Genomic DNA, 23,322 nt, shown 5'->3' with positions numbered 1-23,322 from the left:
CGACGAACACCCCGCGGCGCGGGGTGCCGCGACGACGTGCGTCGCGGGGAGAGGGTGCGGGTCACCGGGGGCGATGCGTCCGGTGACGGCGCCGCTCCGGTGGGGCTGATGCGAACGTAACGGACGGATCGGTCGTGCAGGGCGTCGCCCGGTAACGGTCCTGTCACGCGTTTGTTTCGCTCGTGTTAGGCCACTGGTGTCGTCCAGCTGGCGGGGCGTCCCGCCGTGCTCCGACGGGGATCCCGACATCGCCACCGATCCCCGCGGGCACGCCGATCCGCATGCCCGCGCGGCGGCGGTGACGAGGCGAAACACGATCGACGCACGACGGGACCGCAGCCGGAACACGACTCTCAGAAGTCCGACCGCCGCGACTGGCGCATTCCCCGGAGTGACCGGCACCGCGGCGCCCTGACCAGGGAGTTCCGTGCTGTGCCGGCGCAGCCGTCCTGGCGTAACCGATCCGATACGGAGCCGCCACGGCGGCGAAACGCGCCGGGAGTGGACTGCAGGCACACCGCACCCCGACCGCGAGGAGCACACCGATGATCACCACCGTCGTCGCCGGCAACCCCAAGCCGGCATCGCGGACGCTCGACGCCGCCAGGGTCGTCCTCGACCGACTCACGGGGAGCGCCCCCGACCACGTGGTCGACGTCGTCGAGCTCGGGCCGGGCCTGCTCGGGTGGGGGGACGCCGCGGTCGCCGAGGCCGTCCGGACCGTCGCAGCTTCCGACCTCGTCGTCGTCGCCTCGCCGACGTTCAAGGCGACCTACACCGGCGTGCTCAAGCTCTTCCTCGACCAGTTCGCCACGGGCGACGGTCTCGCGGGCGTCGTCGCGGTGCCGCTCATGCTCGGCGCCGGTCCGGCCCACGCGCTCGCGCCCGAGGTGTTCCTCAAGCCGGTCCTCGTCGAGCTCGGCGCGACGGTCCCGGCTCCCGCCCTGTACCTCAACGACAAGCACTACTCGGAACCCGCTGCGACGGACGACTGGACCGCGCGGTGGCGCGACGTCGTCATCGGTGCGGCCACACGCCTCCAGGAAGGAATCCGCTCATGATCAGCCCCTACTCGACCGAGGCTCCCGACCTGACCGCGCTCCGGCAGGCGTTCTCCGGCTTCCCGTGCGGCGTCGCGGCGCTCGCGGCGATCGTCGACGACGAGCCGACGGTCCTCGTCGCGTCGTCCTTCACCGTCGGCGTCTCGCAGGACCCGCCGCTCGTGATGTTCGCCGTCCAGCACTCGTCGTCGACCTGGCCCGTCCTCCGTGCCGCCGAGACCATCGGTGTGTCGGTCCTCGGGGAGGGGCACGCCCAGGTCACGCGCCAGCTGGCGTCGAAGGACAAGGCCGTGCGGTTCGTCGGTGTCGAGACGTCGGTGTCGGACACCGGTTCGGTGTTCCTGGAGGGCGCACCGATCTGGCTGGACTGCTCCGTCGAGCACACCTACCCCGCGGGCGACCACGACATCGTGGTGCTGCGGGTCCTCGGGCTCATGTCGGACTTCGCGCACAGCCCGCTCGTCTGGCACCGATCCGGTTTCGCGACGCTGAGCGCCTGAGCGCGGGAGCGCGTGAGCGCATCCGCAGGACGGCACGAGGCGCTCGACCGCGCTGTACCGACGGGAGGCCCGGATCACGTGAGCAGACCTGCTCACGTGATCCGGGCCTCCCGTCCGGTGCTCCTGCGGCGTCAGCCGCGGATCGCCTCCGACAGCTTCACGCGGCCGCCGGTGCGGAGCAGCGCGTTCTCGTAGATGCGCGCGCCGACGAGGATGACCACGACCACCGAGGCGACGAGCACCAGGAGCGACAGCAGCGGCTCCCACCACTCGGCCGAGCCGAGGAAGATCCGCATCGGCATGCCGATCGCCGCGCTGAACGGCACGTACGACATCACGCCGAGGACCGTCGGGTTCGAGTACGCGACGATGATGAGCACGTAGGGGATCATCACGAGCATCATCACCGGGGTGGTGACGCTGCCGACGTCCTCCTGCCGGGACACGAGCACCGCGGACGCCGCGAACAGCGACGCGATGAGGACGAACCCGATCGCGAAGAAGCCGACGAACCACAGCATGCTCGGGCCGAGCAGCGTGAACAGGTTGTCCTGGCCGGTCAGGGCGAGCGCGATCGTCGCCGCGATGGCCACCGCCACGATCTGCGCGAACGCCATGACGCTGTTGCCGAGCACCTTCCCGGCGAGCAGCGCACGGGCCGGGATCGCCGCCATCAGGATCTCGACGACGCGGGTCGACTTCTCCTCCACGACGCTCTGCGCGATCGACTGCCCGAACGTCACGGCCGAGGCGAAGAACACGACACCGAACGCCAGCGCGACGATGTACACCAGGCCCTCCGGCAGCGCGTCCGGGTCGAGGAGCTCCACCGTCGGGGAGACGCTGAGCGCCTGCACCACACCGGTCGGGGTCGAGTCGAGCGCCACGACCGAGAACCCGAGCGGGTCGTCGGACGGCACGATCGCGGCGTCGACGTCGCCGCTCCGGACGAGGCGCTCGGCCTCCGCGGTCGTCGCGGTCGGGGTGACCTCGAGACCGTCGGACGACGGCAGGCTGACGCCCTCCGCGACCGCCACCGGCGTCCTGTCGTCTGACGCCGCGTTGCCGACGACGCCGGCGACCACGATGGACGCGACGACCATGACGACGAGGATGAGCGCCGAGACGATGAACGCCTTGCTCCGGACACGCGCCTGGATCTCCCGGGCGCTGACGAGCCGGACCGCGGACACGAACGACGCGGACACGAACGAACCGTTCACCGGATGACCTCCCGGAAGACCTCGCTCAGCCGGGGGACCCGGGGAGCGAACGAACCGACGGTGCCGGACGACACCGCGCGCTGCAGGACGGACTGGGCGACCGCGTCGGACGCCTCGAACACGGCGTACCCGCCGTCGAACTCCCGGACGGTGACACCCGGTTCGTCGCGGAGCCAGGCGACGTCGCCGTCGACGAGGAGCTCCCACGCCGGCGGACCGGCCTGCCGCCGGAGGTCCTCCTGCGGACCAGCGGCCCGGATCCGACCGTCGGCGATCACGACGACGTCGTCGCACAGGCGCTCCACCACGTCGAGCTGGTGGCTCGAGAACAGCACCGGCACGCCCTGACCCGCCGCCTCGCGCAGGACGCCGAGCACGACGTCCACGGCCATCGGGTCGAGGCCCGAGAACGGCTCGTCGAGCACGAGCACCTCGGGGTCGTGCACCAGCGCCGCGGCGACCTGCACGCGCTGCTGGTTGCCGAGGGACAGCTTCTCGACCTCGTCCTCGGCGTGCTTCCCGAGCTCGAGCCGCTCCAGCAGCTGTCCGGTCCGGTCGGCGGCCTCGCGCTTCCCGACGCCGTGCAGCCTGGCCAGGTAGGTGATCTGCTCGGCGACGCGCATCTTCGGGTACAGACCGCGCTCCTCGGGCATGTACCCGAACCGCTTCCGGTCCGCCGGACCGATGGTCGTGCCGTCGATCGACACCGTCCCGGCATCGGGCTCGAGCACCCCGAGCAGGATCCGCATGGTGGTGGTCTTGCCGGCGCCGTTGCCGCCGACGAAGCCGGTGAGGCGTCCGCGGCCGACGTCGAACCCGACGTCGTCCAGGACCCGGCGCTCGCCGAAGCGCTTCGTCACGCCCTCGATGGTGAGCATCCCTGGTTCCCCTTCCGTCGGCGCACCTCGCCGACGTCTCGACGCTATTGGCCGGGAGGCACGGCGCGCCTCCGGCTGGCGGCGGGACTTCCCGGGGCGGTCGCCTCCGCCGTACGGGGGAGACGACGTCCAGGGGCGGGTACCGCCCGTGGGCGGCGGGGTCGTGCTCCGGGGAGACGTCGCGCGGGTGGAGGGCGCGTCCCAGCGATCCGGCGGCGTCCCTCGGTACGATGCGGCGACCGCGCTCCTGTCCGAGAGGGGTGCCGCCGCCGCGCACCGGGCGCGGCCCGCCCGCGTCCCGACCGGGCGCAGCACCGTCGAGGGGGAGCACGTGACCGAGCAGCAACAGCAGCCCGACACCGGGGGTCCGGCGCGTGCCGTCCAGCACGGACGCCTGGCTCCGCGCAGCCCGATCGGGTTCGCCGCCCGTGTCGTCGCGGTGGCAGCCGCGGTCGCCGTGGTCGGTGCGGGGTCGGTCGCCGCGATCGCCTCGTACCAGGTCATCAGCCAGGCGAAGCCGCCGGTGTCGCTCGCGATGCCCGGCACGACGGCGAAGGCCGCCCCCGAACTGACCGCCCAGTCCGGCGAGGTCAACATGCTCCTCGTCGCCACGGACACCCGAGACGGCCAGGGCGCCGGCTTCGACGACCCCGTCAGCCGTCGGGCGAGCTCCGGCGTCGGCAACAACGACACCACCCTGCTCGTGCACATCTCCGCGGACCACACGAACATGGCCGTCGTCAGCTTCCCCCGTGACCTCGTCATCCCGATCCCCGCGTGCACGAACGACAACGGTTCCGTCACCCCGGCCACCGACGCGGCGATGCTCAACACGGCGCTGTCACGCGGCGGCGAGAAGCACGGTCTCGGCTGTGTCGCGAAGACGATCGAGCAGCTGACCGGTCTGCAGATCCCCTACGCGGGGATGATCACCTTCGACGGTGTCGTCTCGATGGCGAACGCCGTCGGCGGCGTCGAGGTCTGCCTCGCGACCCCCATCGTGGACACCGACGTCTCCCCGGCCCTCGACCTGCCGGCCGGCAACCAGGAGCTCTCCGGGGCCGAGGCCGCGGCGTTCCTGCGGTCGCGGCACGGCGTCGGCGACCGGAGCGACCTCGGACGGATCAGCAACCAGCAGACGTTCATGTCCGCACTCGCCCGGCAGACGGTCTCCGCGGGGACGCTGACCAACCCCGCGCGCGTGCTGCGGCTGGCCGAGACCGCGGCGAAGCACATGACGCTGTCCGACACCCTCGCCGACCCCGCCACCCTCGCGCGGATGGCGCTCGCCGTGCAGAACGTCGGGCTCTCGCAGATGGTCTTCGTCCAGTACCCGGTCGCGGACGACCCGTCCGACACGAACCGGGTCATCGTTTCCGAGGACGCGGCGGCCCAGCTCAACGCGGTGCTCAAGGCGAACGAGCCGGTCGTGCTCGGCGCGGACAGCCTCGGTCGGTCGGCGGTGGTGGACCCGAAGGCGACGGCCTCGCCGTCCGCCGGCTCGGGGTCGGCCGGGTCCGGCTCGTCGTCGGCTGCCAGTTCGCCGTCGGCTGCCGGTTCGCCGTCGGGAGCTGCGTCGTCGAGCGTTGGCACCTCGGCCGGGGCGTCCGGTACGACGTCGGGACCGGCCGGGACGCCGAGCGCCACTCGGACCTCGGCGGCGCCGCTGCCGGACAACGTCTCCGGTCAGAGTGCCGCCACGGTCACCTGCGCCAAGCGGGACGACTAGCCCGCGACGCCGTGCTCGAACGCCCAGACGACGGCCTGGATGCGGTCGCGGAGGGCGAGCTTCTGCAGCACGTTCGACACGTGCGTCTTCACGGTGGCGTCGCCGACGAACAGCTCACGGGCGATCTCGGCGTTGCTCAGGCCCCGGGCGAGCAGTCGGAGGACCTCGGCCTCACGGTCGGTCAGACCCGCGCGTGCCAGAGCGGCCGTCGCGGCCGCGGTGCGGTCGACAGGCTCGGTCGGTGCGGGCGCGGCGGTGGCGCGGCTGATCACCCGGCGGGTGACGTCCGGCGCGAGCAGGGCGTCCCCGGCCGCGACCGTGCGCACGGCGTCGATCAACCGCTCGGGGGAGGCGTTCTTCAGCAGGAACCCGCTCGCTCCGGCCTCGAGCGCCTGGAAGAGCGCGTCGTCGTGGTCGAAGGTCGTGAGCACGAGCACCGCGGGTGGATCCTCGAGGGCGGCGATGCGGCGGGCTGCCTCGAGACCGTCGACCCCGGGCATCTGCACGTCGAGACACACCACGTCGGGCCGGAGCCGCGCGACCGCGTCGACGGCCTGGGCCCCGTCCGCCGCCTCGCCCACGACCCGGAAGCCCGGTTCGGACTCGAGGATCACCGTGAAGCCGGCCCGGACGAGGTCCTGGTCGTCCGCCAGCACGATGGTCAGGTCGTCGGCAGCCATGCCCGCACCAGGTACCCTCCCCGGGCCCGGGGCCCGATCTCGACGGTGCCACCGACGGCGGCGACACGCTCCCGCATCCCGACGTGACCGAGGCCGCTGCCGGTGGTGTCCCGGGTGCCGCCACGGCCGTCGTCGGTGACCTCGACCTCGACGGCCTCGGCGAGGTAGCGGAGCCGGACGTCCGCACGTGCACCGTGACCGGCGTGCTTGAGGACGTTCGTGACGGCCTCCTGCGCGACCCGGAAGGCCACCGCGGCGACCGTGGGCGGGACCGCACGTTCCTCACCGACGACGGACCAGTCGGCGGGGTGGCCCGCGGTCCGGGCGGCCTCGACGACCTCCGCGATCCGACCGATCCCCTCGGTGCTCGGTCCGGCGTCGGCGGTGCCGCCGGCGGTCCGTGCGTCCGTGCGGCCGCCGTCGTCGCCCGCGTCGTGCGAGCGCAGTGTGCCGAGCATCCGCCGGAGCTCCTCGACCGCGGTCCGGGCGCTGTCCTCGACCACCGTGAGCGACGCCGCCGCCTGCTCGGGGTCCCGGCCGAGCACGCGACGTGCCGCGCCGGCCTGCACACCCATCAGCGCGACGTGGTGGGCGACGACGTCGTGCAGCTCTCGCGCGATCCGGACCCGTTCGAGCGTGATCGCCTGCGCCGCCGACCGTTCGCGCTCCGCGGTCAGCTCGGCGGTGCGCAGGGCGAGCTCGTGCCGCGCCACTGCGCCGCTCCACGCCCGGTTGCCGGCGTACCAGGCAGCCCCGAAGTACACGACGTTGATGAGGACGTTGAGGAGCGAGTACGCGATGTACGGCGGGATGAGGGCGCCGCCGTCGTTCGGCAGCGAGGTCGGCACCGCCCACCCGAACACGATCGCGAGGAACAGCCACGCGAACATGCCGCCGATCACCACCCAGCGCACCGCCTCGGCGCGGACCCGGTCAGAGCACCAGGCGCCGACCGTGTAGATCGCGATGAACAGCGTGAAGTTGACGACGAAGAGCTCCGGTACGTGCAGGAGCGCCGTCCCGACGAAGGCGAGCGCGACGACCACGAGGACCGACATCGGGTAGCGCCGCCGGAACGCGATCGGCACGGTGTTCGCGAGCACCATGAGCGCGGACACCCACCACGCGGCCTGGTCGTCGTCGTACGCGCCCGACGCCCCGTACAGCGTCACCGTGGTGGCCATGCCGAGCGCCAGTGAGCCTGCGAGCACGGCGTCCTGCCGCAGCTCGGTCCGGCCCACCGGCAGTCGTGACCACTCGCCCGTCGTCGCCCCCATGCGTCCACGGTACCGAACCGCACCCCGTCGCCGGGAGGAGCGTGGGCGCCCCAGGGAACGCGCCCGCCGCGTCACACGCCGGGAACAGGCGGCAGTTCGAGGTCTGCCCTGCCCGGGGCCCGACGTCGCACGGTCCCCGCGACGGCGAGCAGGGTGACCACCGCTGCGAACAGGAACGTCAGCGCAGGACCGCCGACACCGAGCACGGCACCGAGCCCCGCCGCTCCGACCGCCTGACCGAGCACGAGCACGACGAACAGCACCGCGGTGCCGGCTGCCGAGCGCTCGGGTGCGATCTCGGTCGTCCACGCGATGAGTGCGCCGGTCCCGGCCGTGTACCCCCACCCGAAGACGGCCCCCGCCACGAGTGGCAGGACCCCGGCGCCCGGGAACGCCCCGAGCACGACGACCGCGCCGGCGGTGGCGAGCACGGTCACACGCCAGACGGTCAGGGCGCCGAGCGGTGCGGTCCACCGTGCCGTCACCGTGACCGCAGCCCCACCGAGCCCCACGGCCACCCACAGGAGCACCGAGGCCGTCGTCCCCGCTCCCGCGTCGACCAGCACCGACCGGCCGAAGGTCCACACGCTCGCGGTGCCCGTCCCGAAGAGGAGCGCGACGACCACCGGTCGGACGTGTGCACGCGACCAGGCACGGTCCGGCGTCACCCGCTGCTCCGGTGCGGGCCCCGCCGATCGTCCGACGGTGAGCAGGACTGCGGCGCCGACGACGACCGCGGCGATGCCCGACCACGCCCAGGCTGTCCGCCAGTCCGGCAGGAGGACGAGCGCGAGCACACCCGCGACCACCAGGCCCGGCCCGGTGCCTGCGTTGACCGCGGCCTGCAGCCGTGCGGCCCGGTGCTCGTCAGCCCGGTGGTCGTCGTCCCGGTGGTCGTCGACCCGTGACGTCCGCTCCCCGACGAGGCGCACGAGTGCGGGGGAGGCCAGCCCGGCGCTCGCGGAGCCCACGACCGCGGCGATCGCGAAGACGCCAGTGCCCGGGCTCGCCGCCATGCCGAGCGCACCGGTGGCCGCGGCCAGCGCAGCGGCGACCACGAGCGACCGCGCGTGCGCCCGGGCGAGCAGGAACCCGGCGAGCGCGCCGATGCAGTAGCACCCGGACGCGCCCGCCGACACCCACCCGGCTGCCGCAGCAGCAAGGTCGAGGTCGCGCTGCACGTCCGGCAGGAAGAGGCCGTACGCCAACCGGACGAGGCCGTAGGTCACCGCGATGAGCGCCGTACCGGAGACGGTGAAGGCGACGGTCCGTAACGAAAACGATCGTTTCACTTCTCTGAGCCTAGGCTGCTCCCATGGCGATGCGCACAGGAACCCGGCGCAGGCTCCTCGACGCCGCCGAGGAACTGTTCTTCACGCACGGCATCGCCGCCACCCCGGTCGACGCCGTCCTCGACCGAGCCGGCGTCTCCTCCGCCACGCTCTACCGCGAGTGGGGCAGCAAGGAGGCCCTCGTCGCCGCGGCCCTCGACCGCCGCCACGACGAGTGGACCGCCACGTGGGACCGTGCCGTCGCCGCAGCTCCGGACGACCGTTCCCGGCTCGACGCCGTGTTCGACGCACTCGACGCGTTCCGCTCGACCCCGACCGGCTCCCGCTGGTGTGCGTTCCTCGGCACCGCCGCCGAACTGGCCGACGCCCCCGAGGAGGTCCGCGCCGTGCTGTCCCGCGAGACCGACACCCTCCGAGACCGCCTCACCGCCGCCGCCGAGCCGCTCGTCGGAGCGTCCGATGCCCCCGCGCTCGCCGAGGACCTGTTGCTCGTCGTGTCCGGCGCCCTCGCGATGCGGCTCCGTGACGGGCGGACCGGCACGGCGACCGCGCGGGCCGTCGCCGACGCCGTCGTCCGGGCACACTGCGGGCAGCACCTGCACGACCTCACACGCGACTGACGGCTGAACGACGCTCACGTCCAGTCCGCCGGTCGCTACGCTCCGAACGTGCACCCGACCGCGTCCCGAGTCACCCGCCGAGCCCTCATCGCCGGGGGAGGTGTCGTCCTGGCGGCCGCAGCGGTCGCGGAGGCCGTGAACCTCCGTCTGCTGCCGGGCCGCTCGACCATGTACCGCGTGCTCGGGCTCGACGGGCAGCCCGGCCGGATCCCGGACGTCACGCCCGTCCCGACGACCTCCGGCTCGTTCGTGTCGAAGGCCCGCGGCGGCCGGACCGTCGGCTGGACGATCGCAGCGCCGGAGTCGTCCGGTCCGCTCCCGATCGCCGTCGCCCTGCACGGCTACGGCGGGTCGCACCGGACCTTCTTCGGCAACGGGCTCGGGTACGAGCGGTTCCTCGCGGAGCACCTCGCCCACGGCGGAGCGCCCTTCGCCGTGGCCGGGATCGACGGCGGCAACCGCTACTGGCACCGACGGGCGGACGGGGACGACCCCGGCGCGATGGTCCTCGACGAGTTCGTGCCGATGCTCGAGCAGCGCGGGTTCGACACCCGGCGCCTGGCGTTCACCGGCAACTCGATGGGCGGCTACGGCGCACTGCGCTTCGGCGGACTGCTCGGTCCCGGGAAGGTTCGGGCGGTCGCTGCACTCAGCCCCGCGCTCTGGACCAGCGCCGGCGACACCGCCCGGGGAGCGTTCGACGACGCCGAGGACTTCCGCGCGAACACCGTCCTCGGTCGGCAGCGCGAACTCGACGGTGTCCCGGTCCGGATCGACGTCGGCACCGGGGACGGCTTCGAACCTGCCGTCCGCACCTACGTCGAGGGCTTCACCACGAAGCCGTCGGGAGGCTTCGAGCCAGGCGCGCACGACGCCGCCTTCTGGCGGCGCATGGCCCCGGCGCAGATCGCGTTCCTCGCGCGGCACCTGCACGCCTGAGGCCGGTGTCGGACGGGAGGCCCGCCCCACGCCCGTCACGCGCCTCGCCCGACCCGTGCCCCTCCCCACCGGCACGGCCGGACCGCCGCTGGCGCGTCGCTCCGGAACCGGCGGCGTGGGCCCTGGCCGGTCCGCGTCAGCGGGACGCGACCAGGAGGTCGTCGACCGCAGCGACGACCGTCGCCACCTCGGTGCGCGTCGTGTAGTCCACGTGCACGTCCGCGAAGCGGACGACGCCGTCGGCGTCGATCAGGAAGACCGACGGGAACGGGATCGCTGCCGTCGCGTCCGCGTTGCTGTCCGCCACGTCGAACCCGAGCTGCGTGTGGGCGCCGCGAGCCGCGGCGCTGGGCTCGGTCACGATCCCGAACCGCCCGGCCAGGACGTTCTCGGGGTCGGTCAGCACCGGGAACGCGAGTTCGCCGTTCGCGATCGACTGCTCGGCGGCCTCCGGGGTCTGGGGCGACACCGCGACCAGTCGGACGCCGCGCTCCTCCAGCGCCGGCAGGAGCTCCTGCTGGTACGTGCGGAGCGTGATGTTGCAGTAGGGGCACCACGCGCCCCGGTAGAAGACGACGACGGTCGGGGCGGAGTCACGGGCCTCGGCGAACGAGGTGGTGTCGCCGGTCGGGGTGACGAGCGGTGCATCAGGGGCGGTGTCGCCCACGGCGACCACGCCCTCGGGGACGCCTGCGTCGCGGAGGTCCCGCTGTTCGCCGTCGAACACCGCGGAGAGCACCGGGCCGATCTGGGCGGTGAAGCCCTCGTTGAACGTCTCCACCTGGCGGGCGATGGTCTGGTCGGTCACGGTCGGGCTCCTCGCGTCGGGTGCCGGCTGCTGCGCCGGTGGATGGAGCGTAGGCACGAGGGGTGCGCCGTGGGGCGGGGCGCGTCACGCAGCGTCACGCAGCCGGCGCCGGTGCCGGGGTCGCCGCGGCGACCGCGTCCGTGGCCGATCCGGTGCAGGATCATCGGGCCGCGCGCCCCCGATCGGCCACGGCCCGTTCGGGACACATGGTCGTGCCACGCGTCCCGTCGTGCGGCAGCGGCGCACGACGCGTCAGGTCGCGTGACGGACACGGGCGACCCGTCAGATCGCCCGGAGGGAGGACACCGCGAGCTCGGCCAGCCGATGGTCGTTCGACTCCTCGTGTGCCGTCACCGTGACCACGGCGTCGCGGGACTGGTCCACGACGACGTACTGGCCGTACCGACCGTCGAGGCGCCATGCGTCGCCCGGGCCGTCCCAGACCGCGAGGCCGTAGCGCCGGAACGGACCGTCCGTCGACACTTCGACCCAGTCGGTGTGCATCGCGTCCACCCACTCGGCCGACACCAGCTGCTGCCCCTCGAAGGCGCCCCGGTCGCGGAGCAGCCGACCCACCCGGGCGAGCTCGGAGGTGCGGAGCTCGAGACCGCTCCCGCCCACGACGAAGCCGAGCGGGCAGCGGTGCCACTGCGGGTTGTCGATGCCCAGCGGGTCGAACAGCCGGGGGAGGAGCCAGTCGCGGACGTCGCCGACGACCTCCGCGAGCATGCGCATCGCGACGTAGGGGCTCGAGTCCGTGTACCGGAACCGCTCGCCCGTCCCGGTCGCGGGCAGGGCGAGCATCGTCGCGGCGAGGTCGTCACCCGGCACCGGCTCGTCGCCGAACCACGTGAAGTCGATGCCGCTCGTCATGGTGAGCAGTTGGCGGACCGTGACGCGATCGACGTCGTCGCCGAGCGGCAGGTCGGGCAGCAGCTCGGGGATCCGCGTGTCCAGGGTGAGCAGGCCCTCGTCGACCGCGATGCCGACCGCCAGCGCACAGACGCCCTTCGACACCGAGTACACGTTCTCGCGGTCGTCGCTCCGCCACCGGTGCGCGACCTCGTCGTCCCCGACGCGCACGTGCACGCCGTACGCGCCGAGCCCCTCCTCGTCGACGGCTGCGACGAACCGGGCGAGGGCAGCCGGTGCAGCGCTCACGCTCGACCGCGGTTCTGGCGACGGACGGCCTTCGGCGCGCGGCCGCCGAGGAACGAGCGCGCGGGGTCGACGAGGAACCCCTGCCGGAGGGCCTCGCGACCGACGAGCATCCGGAAGCCCATCTGGTCGCGGTTGCTCAGCGTGACCTCGGCGTCCACCGTCTGCTCATGCAGGGTGATCGGGGTGAGGATGACGATGCGCTCCTGGGTGTGGCCCGTGGAACTGCGGATCGTCCGGCGGTCGTGGATGTCGCACTCGACGGTGACCGCGTCGGCGTCGGTGTCCTGCCACGGGTGCACCGAGAAGCGGACCCGGTCGCCGGGGAGCTCCTCGAGGTCGAACGCGTGCAGCGCCGAGCTCCGCGCGCCGGTGTCGAGCTTGACCTTGATCCACGGCAGCGCGAGCCCCGGCAGGGCAGCCCACTCACGCCAACCTGCGATCGTCGGGGTGCGGCTCATGTGCCCATCCTGTCGCATGCTTGGATGGAGCGTCGCCGTCGATACCCCGAACACCCAGCGGAGCACCCACCGATGAAACTCGCCATCCTGTCGCGCGCCCCGCACGCGTACTCGACCCAGCGTCTCCGCGCCGCGGCGATCGACCGCGGGCACGACGTCAAGGTGCTGAACACGCTCCGGTTCGCGATCGACCTGACCGCCGACGAACCCGACCTGCTGTACCGCGGCAAGCTCCTGAGCGACTACGACGCGGTGCTGCCCCGGATCGGGAACTCGATCACGTACTACGGCACCGCGGTCGTGCGACAGTTCGAGCAGATGGACGTGTACACGCCGAACACGGCCACGGGGATCACGAACTCGCGCGACAAGCTCCGCGCGAACCAGATCCTGTCGCGGCACCACATCGGGATGCCGGCGACGACGTTCGTGAACAGCCGGGCAGACGTGCGCGGTGCGATCGACCGTGTCGGCGGAGCCCCGGTCGTCATCAAGCTCCTCGAGGGCACGCAGGGCATCGGGGTGATCCTGGCGCCCGAGGCGAAGGTCGCCGAGTCGATCGTCGAGACCCTGCACTCGACGAAGCAGAACGTCCTCATCCAGTCCTTCATCTCGGAGAGCCGCGGCAAGGACATCCGCGCGCTCGTCGTCGGCGACCGGGTCGTCGCCGCGATGCGCCGGAGCGCGTCCGGCGACGAGTTCCGCTCGAACGTGCACCGTGGCGGCACCGTCGAGAAGGTCACGCTGACACTCGAGTACGAGGAGGCTGCGGTCCGTTCCGCGCAGATCATGGGGCTCCGGGTCGCCGGCGTCGACATGCTCGAGGGCAACGACGGGCCGCTGGTCATGGAGGTCAACTCGTCGCCCGGTCTGGAGGGCATCGAGCGTGCCACGGGACTCGACGTGGCCGGCGCGATCATCGACTTCATCGGCAACCAGGTCGCGTTCCCCGAGATCGACGTCCGCCAGCGCCTCAGCGTCTCGACGGGGTACGGCGTCGCCGAGCTGCTCGTGCACACGAACGCCGACCTCGTGGGGAAGACCATCAAGGAGTCGGGGCTCTGGGACCGCGACATCACCGTGCTGACGCTCCACCGAGGGGCCACGGTGATCCCGAACCCCCGCAGCGGCGTCACGCTCCAGGCCAGCGACCGGCTGCTCTGCTTCGGCAAGCTCGAGGAGATGCGCTCGATGATCCCGGACCGCCGGAAGCGTCGGAGCAAGGTGCGGAAGCTGCCGAAGGACGCGGTCACGGAGCAGTCGTAGTGCCCGTGGAGGGCACCCGGACCGCACGTCCAGCACATGTGAGGAATGATGAGCCGGTGACCATCCTCGCTGACCGCCCCGTCGACCCGACGTCCGAAGCGGAGACAGCGCGACCCGGCAACGCCACCGCGAAGCACCGCAACGTGTCGTTGCTGTCGGTCGCGACGACCACCGCGGACCGCGTGACCACCTCCGCCGACATCGAGGAGCGCCTCCGCGGTGCCCTGCGTCGCCTCCGCCTGCCGAAAGGGCTGCTCGAACGCGTCGCCGGGGTCAAGGAGCGTCGGAACTGGGGCGAGGGGCAGACCTTCCACGAAGCCGCGATCGACGCCGGCCGTCGTGCCATGGCCGAGGCCGGCGTCCAGCCGCACGACATCGGCCTGCTCATCAACACCTCGGTGACGCGTCCGCACCTCGAACCGAGCGTCGCGGTCCGGCTGCACCACGGCCTCGGGCTGCCGTCGTCGGCGATCAACTTCGACATCGCGAACGCGTGCCTCGGGTTCGTCAACGCCATGAGCGTCGCGGCCGGGATGATCGACTCGGGGCAGATCCAGTACGCGCTCATCGTGGACGGCGAGGACGCCGACCAGGTGCAGCTCAACACGATCGCCCGCCTCAACCAGGGTGGTCGAAACCGCAAGGACTTCATGAGCGAGTTCGCGAGCCTGACCCTCGGGTCCGGTGCCGCGGCGGCCGTGCTCGGCCGGACGGACGCGCACCCGACCGGTCACCGACTCATCGGTGGCGTCACCCGTGCGGCGACGCAGTGGTACGACCTGTGCGTCGGCAGCCCGGACGGCATGTTCACCGACGCGAAGATGCTGCTCAAGGGCGGCATGGAGCTCGTGGTCGAGGCCTGGAACGAGGCCAAGGCGCACTTCGACTGGTCCGACATGGACCGCTACGTCCTCCACCAGGTCTCCGACGTGCACACCAACGCGTTCGTGAACGCCATCGGCGTGCCGCGGTCGAAGGTGCCGACGACGTACGAGCGCTTCGGCAACGTCGGTCCCGCGTCGATCCCGATCACCCTCGCGGACGAGGTCGCGAAGGGCTCGATCCGGACCGGCGACCGGGTGTTCCTCGGCGGCGTCGGCTCCGGCATCAACACCGCGATGCTGGAACTGCACTGGTGAGGTCCGGCCTCCCCCGCGTCGCCCTGACCACCGCGCCGGCGACGCTCCCGCCGCCCCTGCCCGGACTCGACCCGGCCTGGTCACGCCTGGTCACCGTGCCGGGTGGTGCGGACGGCGGGCCGGGAGGCACGGATCGCCACGAGCGCACCTGGCACCTCCTCGACACGGCGGGTCCCCTCGAGGCGCTCGGCGCGCGTCCGGTGGGCACCCTGCTCTGCGTGCACGGCAACCCGACCTGGTCGTACCTGTGGCGCTCGGTCGCGCAGCGCACGCTCGACGTCGCCCGCGCCGGTGGTCCCGCGTGGCGGGTCGTCGCGGTCGACCAGCTCGACATGGGGTTCTCGGAGCGCACGGGCACCCCGCGTGGGCTCGCGCAGCGCGTGGCCGACCTCGGGGCGCTGACCGACGAGCTCGGGCTGACCGGCCCCGTGGTCACGCTCGGCCACGACTGGGGTGGCGTGGTGTCGCTCGGTTGGGCGGTCGACCACCCCGACCTCGTCGTCGGTGTCGCGACGTGCAACACCGCGGTGCACCAGCCCGCGGACGCCCCGATCCCGGCACCGCTCCGACTCGCGCTCGGGCCGGGCGTGCTCGGTCGGGCGACGGTGCTGACGCCCGCGTTCCTCGAGACCACGCTCGCGATCGGGCACCCGAAGCTCGACCGCGCCGTCGCCGACGCCTTCCGCGCGCCCTACCGCGGCGCTGCCCGTCGTGGGGGAATCGGCGGGTTCGTGGCCGACATCCCCGTCGACGCCGATCACGTGTCCGCGCCGGAGCTCGACCGGATCGCCGCGGGGGTCGCTGCGCTCGACGTCCCCGCGTTGCTCCTGTGGGGGCCGCGCGACCCGGTGTTCCTCGAGCGCTACCTCGACGACCTGTCGCGCCGCCTGCCGCACGCCGACGTGCACCGGTTCGAGGGGGCCGGCCACCTGCTCCCGGAGGACGTCGACGTCGCCGGGACCGTGATCGACTGGTTGGGCGACCGCCTGCCGGGAGGGACCGTGCCCAGCCCGGCCGAGCCGAGCCTCCCGGCCGCTCCCGACGCTGCGACGGAGGCGGTCCGCCCGCTGTGGGCCGCACTCGAGGAGCTGCGCGACGACGCCGGACCCGCACTCGTGGAGATGGCGGCACCCGGCGGGGTCCGCACCGTCAGCTGGCGCCTCCTCGCGCGCCGGGTGGACGAGATCGCCGCCGGGCTCGGCGTCGTCGGCGTCCGCGCGGGCGACCGGGTCTCGCTGCTCGTGACCCCCGGAGCCGACCTGACCGCTGTGCTCTACGCCTGCGTCCGCGTCGGCGCCGTCGTGGTGGTCGCCGACGCCGGACTCGGGGTCCGCGGACTCACGCGGGCCGTTCGCGGTGCGCGACCGGACTGGATCGTCGGTGCGCTGCCGGGCCTCGCGGTGTCGCGCGCGCTCGGGTGGCCGGGCCGCCGCATCGCGACGCTCGCGCTCCCGGCGGTGGCACGACGTGCCCTCGGGGTGTCGCACACGCTCGCCGAGGTCGCACGGGCCGGCGCCGACCGCCTCGCCGCGGGCGGGTCCCTGCCCGCCGCTCCGTCGTCGGACGCGACCGCGGCGGTGCTCTTCACCTCCGGGTCGACCGGGCCGGCGAAGGGCGTCGTGTACACACACGGGCAGCTCAGTGCCGTCCGGGACGCCCTCGCGACGCAGTACGGCGTCGGTGTCGGCACGGGGCTCGTCGCGGGCTTCGCCCCGTTCGCGCTCCTCGGGCCGGCCCTCGGCGCCCGGTCGGTGGCACCGGACATGGACGTCACCGCGCCCCGGACGCTCACGGCGACCGCCGTCGCGCGGGCGGTCGCCGCGGCCGACGCGACGGTGGTCTTCCTGTCGCCGGCCGCGATCGCGAACGTCGTGGCGACCGCCTCGCAGCTCACGGACGCCGACCGGACGGCACTGCGCCGTGTCGAGCTGTTCCTCTCCGCGGGAGCGCCGGTGGCCGACTCGCTGCTCGCCGCCGCGACCGAGCTGATGCCGAACGCGACGGCGCACACGCCCTACGGGATGACCGAGGGGCTGCTCATGACCGACGTGGACCTCGACGGCGTGCGAGCGGCGGGGAGCGCGGACGCTGCCGGAGTCGCGGGCAACGGCGTCTGCGTGGGCGTGCCCGCGACCGGCGTCACGGTGCGGATCGCTCCGCTCGACGATGACGGCGCAGCGACCGGCGCACTGACCGACGCACCGGGGGTGACCGGCGAGATCGTGGTCGCTGCCCCGCACGTCCGCGACCACTACGACCGGCTCTGGCGCACCGACCGGGCGTCGCGGCTCGGTGTCGCGGACCCGCGCGGGCACCGGACGGGCGACGTCGGGCACCTCGACGAGGCCGGCCGGCTCTGGGTCGAGGGGCGGCTGCAGCACGTCGTGACGACCCCCGACGGCGTGGTCACCCCGGTCGGCCCCGAGCAGCGGATCGAGCGCGTCGACGGCGTCCGTCGGGCCGGCGTGACGGGCATCGGTCCCGTCGGCACGCAGCAGGTCGTCGCCGTCGTCGAGACCGAACCCGCGCAGCGTCGACCCGGCCTCGCGTCGCCGTCCATCGCGTCCGCGGTGCGGGCCGCTGCCGGGGTCCCCGTCGCAGCGGTGCTCGTCGTGCCCGTCCTGCCGACCGACGTCCGGCACAACTCGAAGGTCGACCGCACGCGGCTCGGCCGGTGGGCGACGTCCGTGCTCGCCGGTGGACGGACGGCCCGGCCGTGACCGTCGTCGTCGCGCGTGGTCGCGTGGTGGGGGCCAGCTCGTGAGGGTCCTGGTCACCGGCGCGAGCGGTTTCCTCGGACGGGCGACCGCCGCTGCGGTGCGGGACGCCGGGCACGAGGTCCGGACGTTCCAGCGCCGGCCGTCCGGGGTTGCGGGGGTCACCGACGTGCTCGGGTCGGTCAGCGACCCGGACACCCTCGCACGGGCCGTCGCGGACGTCGACGCCGTCGTGCACCTCGCCGCGAAGGTCTCTCTCGCGGGGGACCCGGCAGACTTCCGACGCGTGAACGTCGACGGCACCCGGGCGCTCCTCGGAGCCGCGAAGGCCGCGGGTGCCGTTCGTGTCGTCTTCGTGTCCTCGCCGTCGGTGGCGCACACGGGCAGGTCGCTCGCCGGGGTGAGCGCGGGCCCGGCCGAGCCCGAGCGTGCCCGCGGGGAGTACGCCCGCACGAAGGCCGCTGCCGAGCTCCTCGCACTGGCCGCGGACGAGCCGGGGTTCGCGGTCGTCGCGGTCCGGCCGCACCTGGTGTGGGGGCCGGGGGACACCCAGCTCGTCGGACGGATCGTCGAACGGGCACGCGCGGGGCGGCTCCCGCTGCTCGACTCCGGTGCGGCGCTCATCGACACGCTCTACGTGGACAACGCCGCGTCCGCCATGGTCGCGGCACTCGAGCACGCCGCGGACGACGGTGTGCACGGTTCGGCGTACGTCGTGACGAACGGTGAGCCGCGGCCCGTGGGGGAGCTCATCGCGGGGATCTGCGCGGCGTCCGGCGTGCCGGTTCCGCGCTGGCACGTGCCCGCGTCGGTCGCGCGGGCGGCCGGGTCGGTCGTGGAGGCGGTGTGGCGGGTGCGGCCCGGACAGGACGAGCCCCCGATGACGCGGTTCCTGGCGGAGCAGCTCTCGACGGCACACTGGTTCGACCAGCGTCGGACGCGTCGTGACCTCGGCTGGGTCCCCTCGGTGTCGATCGACGAGGGACTGGCTCGGCTCGCCGCCGCGCGCTGAGCCGGCACGCCGGGGAGTGGCCCTCTGCCTGTCGCGTTCGGCGGCGCCGAGTCTCGGCGCCGAGTCTCGGCTCCGCGGACACTCTCGTGCGACGACCTCCGCGAGGGCGTCCGCCTGGCCGAGTCTCGGCCCGCAGCGGCCAGCCGGACGCCGGCCGTGGCCGATCGACGTCGGACGTGACCGTGCCGGGTCCGCGTTCGGGTCGCGGACCCGGCACGGGATCGGTGGGGCGGGACTCAGCCGAGTCCGAGCTTGCGCTTGCGTTCCTTCCGGCGCTTCCGGCTTCGTCGGTCCGCGAGGGCACGACGAGCGACCTCGGCCTTCGAGTCCTTCACGACGGGACGGTTCGCCCGAGCGCCGAGCCAGAACCCGAGCAGGACGACGAGTCCGACGACGATGATGCGGTTCCGCATGGTGGTGCTCCCTTCGAGGTGCGGCGGGTGCCGCGGCTGCAGTGCGTCGGGCCTCAGCCCGTGAAGCGCTGCCAGAGGTCGGTCACGATCGGCCAGACGTCGCCGGCACGATCAGCCGACGAGACCGCGACCGTGACGACCGGGTAGGCCGTCACCGCGAGGGCGACGAGCACGGCGAACACGACCGCGACGACCGAGGTCACGGTGTGCCGGCGTGTGAGGGCCAGGACGACGAGCGCGAGCACGACGACCAGGCCGAGCAGTGCGACGAGCGTCACCCGCACGAACGGGAACGGCACCAGCCCAGCGGTCGTCGCGGTCACGCCGGCGAGGAAGCCGACGAGCGGGAAGAACGCCCCCGCGACGATAGCGAGGAGCAGGACGATCCCGATCCCCGACGCGATCCAGACGCCCCGGGGCCGCGGACGACGTGCCCGCGGGCGATCGCGTCCGAAGCCCCGGAGCGCGGTCACGGCCGGTCCTCGTCGTTCGTCGCGTCGCGGTGCGTGTCGGCGTCCTCGCGGAGGGCGTCGGCGGCACGGGACAGTGTGGCGGAGGCGTCGTCGAGCGCGTCGGCGACCTGCTCGTCCCCGGACTCGGCGGCTTCCTCGTGGCGGTCGGCCGCACCGACGGCGTCCGCACGGTCGTCCGCCACCGCGGCGTCGGCGGAGGCGTCCTGCGCGTGCGTACCGGCGTCGCGGGCGGAGTCCGCGGCCTCGTCGGCGGCACGTGCGGCACGGTCCGCGACCTCGGCACCGGCGTCGGCCGCAGCGTCACGCGCTGCCCCCGCCGCGTCCTTCGCGTGGTCGACGGCGTCCGAGGCTGCGTCACGCGCGCGGTCGGCGCCGTCCCGGGCGCGGTCAGCCGCGTCGGCGACCCCGTCACGAGCGCGGTCGACGGTACCGCGCGCCGCATCGGCGCTGTCGGATGCGACCTCGCGGGCGCGGTCGGCGGTGTCGGATGCGACCTCGCGGGCGCGGTCGGCGGTGTCGGCGGCGACCTCGCGAGCGTGGTCGGTGGCGTCCGCGACCGCAGCGCGCGCCGTGTCGGCTGCGTCGCCGGCACGGTCCACCGCGCGGGCAGCGGCGTCACGCGCACGCTCGGCCACGTCGGCGGCGTTCTCCTTGATGTCGTCCGCGGCGTCCGAGGCCGCGGCCTTCGCGCGGTCCACCGCGTCCTTCCCGGACTCGACGGCACGGTCCAGCGCGCTGGGTTCGTCGTCGAACGGTCCGTGCACGTCGAGCACGCGGACGTCGACGGTCACAGCGCCGTCACCGAGCTGGGACACGGCCTCGCGGACCTGCCGCCGCACCTCGTCCGCCACGGCGATGACGGGCTCCGGGTACTCGACGACGATCGAGACGACGACGTCGAGCGCACCGTCCTCCTCGTCGACCTGCACCCCGGTCGTGCCGGCGGAGCGGCCGAACTGGGAGCGCACCCGGTCTGCTGCGCGGGCCAGGAGGTTGCCGAGGTGGTGGACCCCGTGCACCCCGAGGGCGGTCTCGGCGGCGGTGCGGGCGGCCACGGTCACGCGCGAGGCGTCCTCGGGCAGCGGCTCGGTGAGCTCTGCCGGCAGGGGGACCTCGGTGATCTGCGTTCGGGCGTTCGGGTCGTGCTGCATGACTTCCTCCTTGCTCCGGGACGACGGACGCCGCCCACCGTGGGCGGGCGGCGTCCGGGTCCGTGCGGGGTTACTTGAAGACGTCCTTGACGTCTTCGCCGGTCTTCTTGGCGCTGGCTGCGGCCTGGTCCTTCTTGCCTTCGGCGACCTTCTGGTCGTCGTCGGTCGCCTTGCCGACGGCCTCCTTGGCCTTGCCGGCGAGGTCCTGGGCAGCGTTCTTGATCTTGTCGTCGAGTCCCATGACGGGCTCCTCTCGCTCGTTCGGGCGTCAGCCCGGTCTTCCTTGGTGGGGCGGCCGGGAGGCGCGGTGTGTCTCCCGGGGTCTGGTGCGGTCTGGTGGGTGGTGCGGTCTACTGCACGCGGGTGGGTTTGGCCAGGGCGGCGCGGGTACCGCCGGTGAGGTGGACCAGGACCGGGACCTGCCGGCCCAGGGTGCGGTCCAGCACGCCGATGGCGTGGTCGACGGCGTCGAGGACGGTCACCGCGTCGCCGCCGCGACGCACGTTCACCCGGATCCGGGCGGCGCGCTGGTGCTTGACCAGGTACGTGTCGACCTTGGAGCCGACGACGTCACGGACGCCGGCGAGTTCGTGGTCGATCACGTCCCGCACGAGCGCGACGTTGATCGTGACCTGGTCCTCACCACTGCGTTCGCGGACGGCGACGGACGTGCCGCCGCGGCCGCGGGTGAACACCCACAGCAACGCCAGCACGATCAGCACGACGCACGCGGCGGCGATGATCCACAACGACGCCGACGGCACGGTGACACTCGACGGGAACCTCACGTACGGCGTGAGGGCGTCACGCACCGGCGGCAGCACACCGGCGCCGATGGTCAGGCCGACGATGACGGCGACCAGGCCGAGCACGAGCAGGATGATGCGGTTCAGGGTGCGGTTGCTCTTGGTCATGCCAGCGTTCCCTTCTCCTCCACACGGACCTTCACGTGCTTGCCGAACCGATCGTCCAGACGACCGAGCCGGTCGCGGACGGCGTCGCGGACGCGCTGTTCGTCGACCGGGACACCGGTGACGGGGACGACCCGGACCTCGGTGCTCCTGCCGCGAGCGGTCGCGGACGTGTTGTCCTCCGGGACGCCTGCGGCGAGTCCGGCCGCGTTCGCCGCGGTGGACGCGAGGATGCGGGTGTCGATGACCACCGCGCCACGCTCGTGCTCGACCGCGGATCGGTGCTGCCGTCCGGGCTTGAGGGCCAGGACGATCAGGACGATGCCGAGGAACACGAGCACGACCGCGACGACCTCCACGATCGTCGTGAACGCAGCATCGGGCTTGAGCGCCGCGTCGACGACCGTCTGCGGATCGGCCAGCAGCGGGCCCGCACCCACGGCCTTCAGGACCGACTCCGTACCGACCCACGCGGCCACCAGGGCGAACACCACGAGCGCGACCGACACCGCGGTGGAGCGGGACGGGTGCACGCTCCGGCGGCGCAGGCGTCGTTCGACGGAAGCGTTGCTCATGGCGACCTCCTAGCGGACCCGACCATCGTGGTCGTGCACGATGCCGGTGAGTTCGATGTGGGTGGAGCCGACGCGGCGGCCCGTGAGGGCAGCGACACGGTCGCGGATGTCTCCGGCAGCGCGGCCGGCGGCGGTGACGAGGTCGTCCTGCGCACGGACGGGGCTCTCGACGTCGATCGTCAGGGCCCCGGCCGTGTCGCCGAGTCCGACCCGGACCCGCTTGGCGGGGGCGCCGAGCCGTTCGGCTGCGACGGCCCGCGCGAGCGAGTTCAGAGCCCGGGCGGTGACCTCGACGCGGCCGGGCACGCCCGGGCCGGCGGTCACCGGGAGCTCCGACGTCCGGTCAGCACGTCGGTCAGGGCGCCACGGTCGATCTTGCCCGAGCTGATCGCGGCCACGAGGGCCCCGATCGCACCGAACACGATGACCAGGACGAAGCCCCAGAAGCCGAACTGGAGTGCGACGACGGCGAGGATGGCGCCGATCAGTGCGCCGACGAGTGTGTTACTCAACGCGGGACTCCTTCTTGTCGTCGTTGTCGTCGTCGTCACCCGGGATGTAGACGTCCTGGACGGTCACGTTCACCTCGGCGACCTCCATGCCGACGATCTGCTCGAGGGCACGCGCCACACCGGAGCGGACGCCGTCGGCGACCTGCTGGAGGGCCACCGGGTACTCGGCGACGATCACGACGTCAGCGGCGACCTGCTTCTCGCCGACCTCGACCTTGACGCCCTGGCCGAAGTCACGCTGGCCGATCGCGTCGCGGATCGCACCGATCGCACGAGCGGCACCGGTGCCGAGCGAGTGCACGCCGTTGACCTCACGGGCGGCGATGCCGGCGACCTTCGCGACGACGGTGTCGTCGATCGTGGTCTTGCCGGAGGTGCTGGTCGAGCCCGTTGCGGCGGTCCGCGGCGTGGTGGTGGTCGAGGTGGTCGTGGTGTCAGCCATGGTTGCTCCTTCCGTGTCCCGCCGGGCGTTCCCAGCGGTTGCTGTTCACGGATGAGACGGGGCACCACCGAACCTCGTCACGGCC

26 protein-coding genes are annotated in these 23,322 nt (G+C 73.3%); 9 read left to right on the top strand and 17 right to left on the bottom strand.

Annotated elements, in window-relative coordinates; translation table 11 throughout:
- The first annotated feature begins 545 nt into the window (after positions 1–545).
- Both ABC270_RS15985 and ABC270_RS15980 read left to right on the top strand, forming a co-directional pair.
- On the top strand, positions 546–1,061 hold the full coding sequence (locus ABC270_RS15985; RefSeq protein ID WP_412881713.1) for an NADPH-dependent FMN reductase: 516 nt from the start codon (positions 546–548) through the stop codon (positions 1,059–1,061).
- The gene (locus tag ABC270_RS15980; RefSeq protein WP_412881712.1) at positions 1,058–1,561 is read left to right on the top strand and encodes a flavin reductase family protein; all 504 of its coding nucleotides are present in this window, start codon (positions 1,058–1,060) and stop codon (positions 1,559–1,561) included. Before ABC270_RS15985 ends, ABC270_RS15980 begins: the two co-directional genes overlap by 4 nt.
- 131 nt (positions 1,562–1,692) lie before the next feature.
- On the opposite strand, the gene ABC270_RS15975 is transcribed toward ABC270_RS15980, so the two are convergent.
- On the bottom strand, positions 1,693–2,769 hold the full coding sequence (locus ABC270_RS15975; RefSeq protein ID WP_412881711.1) for an ABC transporter permease: 1,077 nt from the start codon (positions 2,767–2,769) through the stop codon (positions 1,693–1,695).
- A gap of 11 nt (positions 2,770–2,780) precedes the next feature.
- Complete coding sequence (locus ABC270_RS15970) at positions 2,781–3,662, bottom strand: ABC transporter ATP-binding protein (RefSeq protein ID WP_412881710.1); 882 nt, start codon at positions 3,660–3,662, stop codon at positions 2,781–2,783.
- A 331-nt stretch (positions 3,663–3,993) separates the two neighbouring features.
- Between ABC270_RS15970 and ABC270_RS15965 the strand changes: the two genes are divergently transcribed.
- Positions 3,994–5,391 (top strand): LCP family protein, encoded by a 1,398-nt coding sequence (locus ABC270_RS15965; protein WP_412881709.1) that lies wholly within the window; start codon positions 3,994–3,996, stop codon positions 5,389–5,391.
- On the opposite strand, the gene ABC270_RS15960 is transcribed toward ABC270_RS15965, so the two are convergent.
- From ABC270_RS15960 to ABC270_RS15950, 3 genes are all read right to left on the bottom strand, one after another.
- A complete protein-coding gene (locus ABC270_RS15960) occupies positions 5,388–6,071 on the bottom strand; it encodes a response regulator (protein WP_412881708.1) in 684 nt (227 codons plus the stop codon). The genes ABC270_RS15965 and ABC270_RS15960 overlap by 4 nt on opposite strands.
- Positions 6,053–7,348 carry a sensor histidine kinase gene (locus tag ABC270_RS15955; RefSeq protein WP_412881707.1) on the bottom strand — a complete coding sequence of 432 codons (1,296 nt, stop codon included), beginning with the start codon at positions 7,346–7,348 and terminating at the stop codon, positions 6,053–6,055. Before ABC270_RS15955 ends, ABC270_RS15960 begins: the two co-directional genes overlap by 19 nt.
- 71 nt (positions 7,349–7,419) lie before the next feature.
- Positions 7,420–8,640, bottom strand: coding sequence for an MFS transporter (locus ABC270_RS15950; RefSeq protein ID WP_412881706.1), 1,221 nt, complete (start codon positions 8,638–8,640; stop codon positions 7,420–7,422).
- A 23-nt stretch (positions 8,641–8,663) separates the two neighbouring features.
- Here ABC270_RS15950 and ABC270_RS15945 point away from each other — a divergent pair, with 23 nt between their 5' ends.
- Entirely contained in the window at positions 8,664–9,260 is a 597-nt protein-coding gene (locus ABC270_RS15945) for a TetR/AcrR family transcriptional regulator (RefSeq protein ID WP_412881705.1), read from the top strand.
- Positions 9,261–9,308: 48 nt separating this feature from the next.
- The gene (locus tag ABC270_RS15940; RefSeq protein WP_412881704.1) at positions 9,309–10,199 is read left to right on the top strand and encodes an alpha/beta hydrolase; all 891 of its coding nucleotides are present in this window, start codon (positions 9,309–9,311) and stop codon (positions 10,197–10,199) included.
- Positions 10,200–10,335: 136 nt separating this feature from the next.
- Here ABC270_RS15940 and ABC270_RS15935 read toward each other — a convergent pair whose 3' ends face one another.
- From ABC270_RS15935 to ABC270_RS15925, 3 genes are all read right to left on the bottom strand, one after another.
- Positions 10,336–11,007, bottom strand: a complete 672-nt coding sequence (locus tag ABC270_RS15935; RefSeq protein WP_412881703.1) for a peroxiredoxin-like family protein — start codon at positions 11,005–11,007, stop codon at positions 10,336–10,338.
- A 282-nt stretch (positions 11,008–11,289) separates the two neighbouring features.
- Positions 11,290–12,168, bottom strand: coding sequence for a serine hydrolase domain-containing protein (locus ABC270_RS15930; RefSeq protein WP_412881702.1), 879 nt, complete (start codon positions 12,166–12,168; stop codon positions 11,290–11,292).
- Positions 12,165–12,626 carry an ATP-dependent zinc protease family protein gene (locus ABC270_RS15925; protein WP_412881701.1) on the bottom strand — a complete coding sequence of 154 codons (462 nt, stop codon included), beginning with the start codon at positions 12,624–12,626 and terminating at the stop codon, positions 12,165–12,167. The genes ABC270_RS15930 and ABC270_RS15925 overlap by 4 nt, the downstream gene beginning before the upstream one ends.
- A gap of 72 nt (positions 12,627–12,698) precedes the next feature.
- On the opposite strand from ABC270_RS15925, the gene rimK reads away from it, so the two are divergent.
- From rimK to ABC270_RS15905, 4 genes are read left to right on the top strand one after another with little or no spacing between them, the layout of a single operon-like run.
- On the top strand, positions 12,699–13,892 hold the full coding sequence (gene rimK / locus ABC270_RS15920) for a 30S ribosomal protein S6--L-glutamate ligase (RefSeq protein WP_412881700.1): 1,194 nt from the start codon (positions 12,699–12,701) through the stop codon (positions 13,890–13,892).
- A gap of 56 nt (positions 13,893–13,948) precedes the next feature.
- Positions 13,949–15,031 carry a 3-oxoacyl-ACP synthase III gene (locus tag ABC270_RS15915; RefSeq protein ID WP_412881699.1) on the top strand — a complete coding sequence of 361 codons (1,083 nt, stop codon included), beginning with the start codon at positions 13,949–13,951 and terminating at the stop codon, positions 15,029–15,031.
- Positions 15,028–17,751, top strand: a complete 2,724-nt coding sequence (locus tag ABC270_RS15910) for an alpha/beta fold hydrolase (protein WP_412881698.1) — start codon at positions 15,028–15,030, stop codon at positions 17,749–17,751. Before ABC270_RS15915 ends, ABC270_RS15910 begins: the two co-directional genes overlap by 4 nt.
- A 40-nt stretch (positions 17,752–17,791) precedes the next feature.
- On the top strand, positions 17,792–18,760 hold the full coding sequence (locus ABC270_RS15905) for an NAD-dependent epimerase/dehydratase family protein (RefSeq protein ID WP_412881697.1): 969 nt from the start codon (positions 17,792–17,794) through the stop codon (positions 18,758–18,760).
- 236 nt (positions 18,761–18,996) lie between these two features.
- Here the strand turns inward: ABC270_RS15905 and ABC270_RS15900 are convergent, their stop codons facing one another.
- From ABC270_RS15900 to ABC270_RS15860, 9 genes are all read right to left on the bottom strand, one after another.
- Entirely contained in the window at positions 18,997–19,173 is a 177-nt protein-coding gene (locus ABC270_RS15900; RefSeq protein WP_412881696.1) for a hypothetical protein, read from the bottom strand.
- 53 nt (positions 19,174–19,226) lie between these two features.
- Positions 19,227–19,646: an MFS transporter permease gene (locus tag ABC270_RS15895; RefSeq protein ID WP_412881695.1), complete on the bottom strand. Its 420-nt coding sequence runs from the start codon at positions 19,644–19,646 to the stop codon at positions 19,227–19,229.
- Positions 19,643–20,797: an Asp23/Gls24 family envelope stress response protein gene (locus ABC270_RS15890; protein ID WP_412881694.1), complete on the bottom strand. Its 1,155-nt coding sequence runs from the start codon at positions 20,795–20,797 to the stop codon at positions 19,643–19,645. Before ABC270_RS15890 ends, ABC270_RS15895 begins: the two co-directional genes overlap by 4 nt.
- Before the next feature lie 70 nt (positions 20,798–20,867).
- Positions 20,868–21,038 carry a CsbD family protein gene (locus tag ABC270_RS15885; protein WP_412881693.1) on the bottom strand — a complete coding sequence of 57 codons (171 nt, stop codon included), beginning with the start codon at positions 21,036–21,038 and terminating at the stop codon, positions 20,868–20,870.
- A gap of 109 nt (positions 21,039–21,147) precedes the next feature.
- Positions 21,148–21,711 carry an Asp23/Gls24 family envelope stress response protein gene (locus tag ABC270_RS15880; RefSeq protein ID WP_412881692.1) on the bottom strand — a complete coding sequence of 188 codons (564 nt, stop codon included), beginning with the start codon at positions 21,709–21,711 and terminating at the stop codon, positions 21,148–21,150.
- Positions 21,708–22,283 carry a DUF6286 domain-containing protein gene (locus tag ABC270_RS15875; protein WP_412881691.1) on the bottom strand — a complete coding sequence of 192 codons (576 nt, stop codon included), beginning with the start codon at positions 22,281–22,283 and terminating at the stop codon, positions 21,708–21,710. The genes ABC270_RS15880 and ABC270_RS15875 overlap by 4 nt, the downstream gene beginning before the upstream one ends.
- Positions 22,284–22,292: 9 nt before the next feature.
- Entirely contained in the window at positions 22,293–22,607 is a 315-nt protein-coding gene (locus ABC270_RS15870) for a hypothetical protein (protein WP_412881690.1), read from the bottom strand.
- Complete coding sequence (locus tag ABC270_RS15865) at positions 22,604–22,795, bottom strand: DUF2273 domain-containing protein (protein ID WP_022902999.1); 192 nt, start codon at positions 22,793–22,795, stop codon at positions 22,604–22,606. Before ABC270_RS15865 ends, ABC270_RS15870 begins: the two co-directional genes overlap by 4 nt.
- The gene (locus tag ABC270_RS15860) at positions 22,788–23,237 is read right to left on the bottom strand and encodes an Asp23/Gls24 family envelope stress response protein (RefSeq protein WP_412881689.1); all 450 of its coding nucleotides are present in this window, start codon (positions 23,235–23,237) and stop codon (positions 22,788–22,790) included. The genes ABC270_RS15865 and ABC270_RS15860 overlap by 8 nt, the downstream gene beginning before the upstream one ends.
- Between the last annotated feature and the right edge of the window lie 85 nt (positions 23,238–23,322).

Source organism: Curtobacterium phoenicis (assembly GCF_047238015.1).
Taxonomy (GTDB): Bacteria; Actinomycetota; Actinomycetes; order Actinomycetales; family Microbacteriaceae; genus Curtobacterium.
The sequence above is the reverse complement of the archived record's forward strand: the minus strand, read 5'-3'. Positions and strand labels throughout refer to the sequence as shown.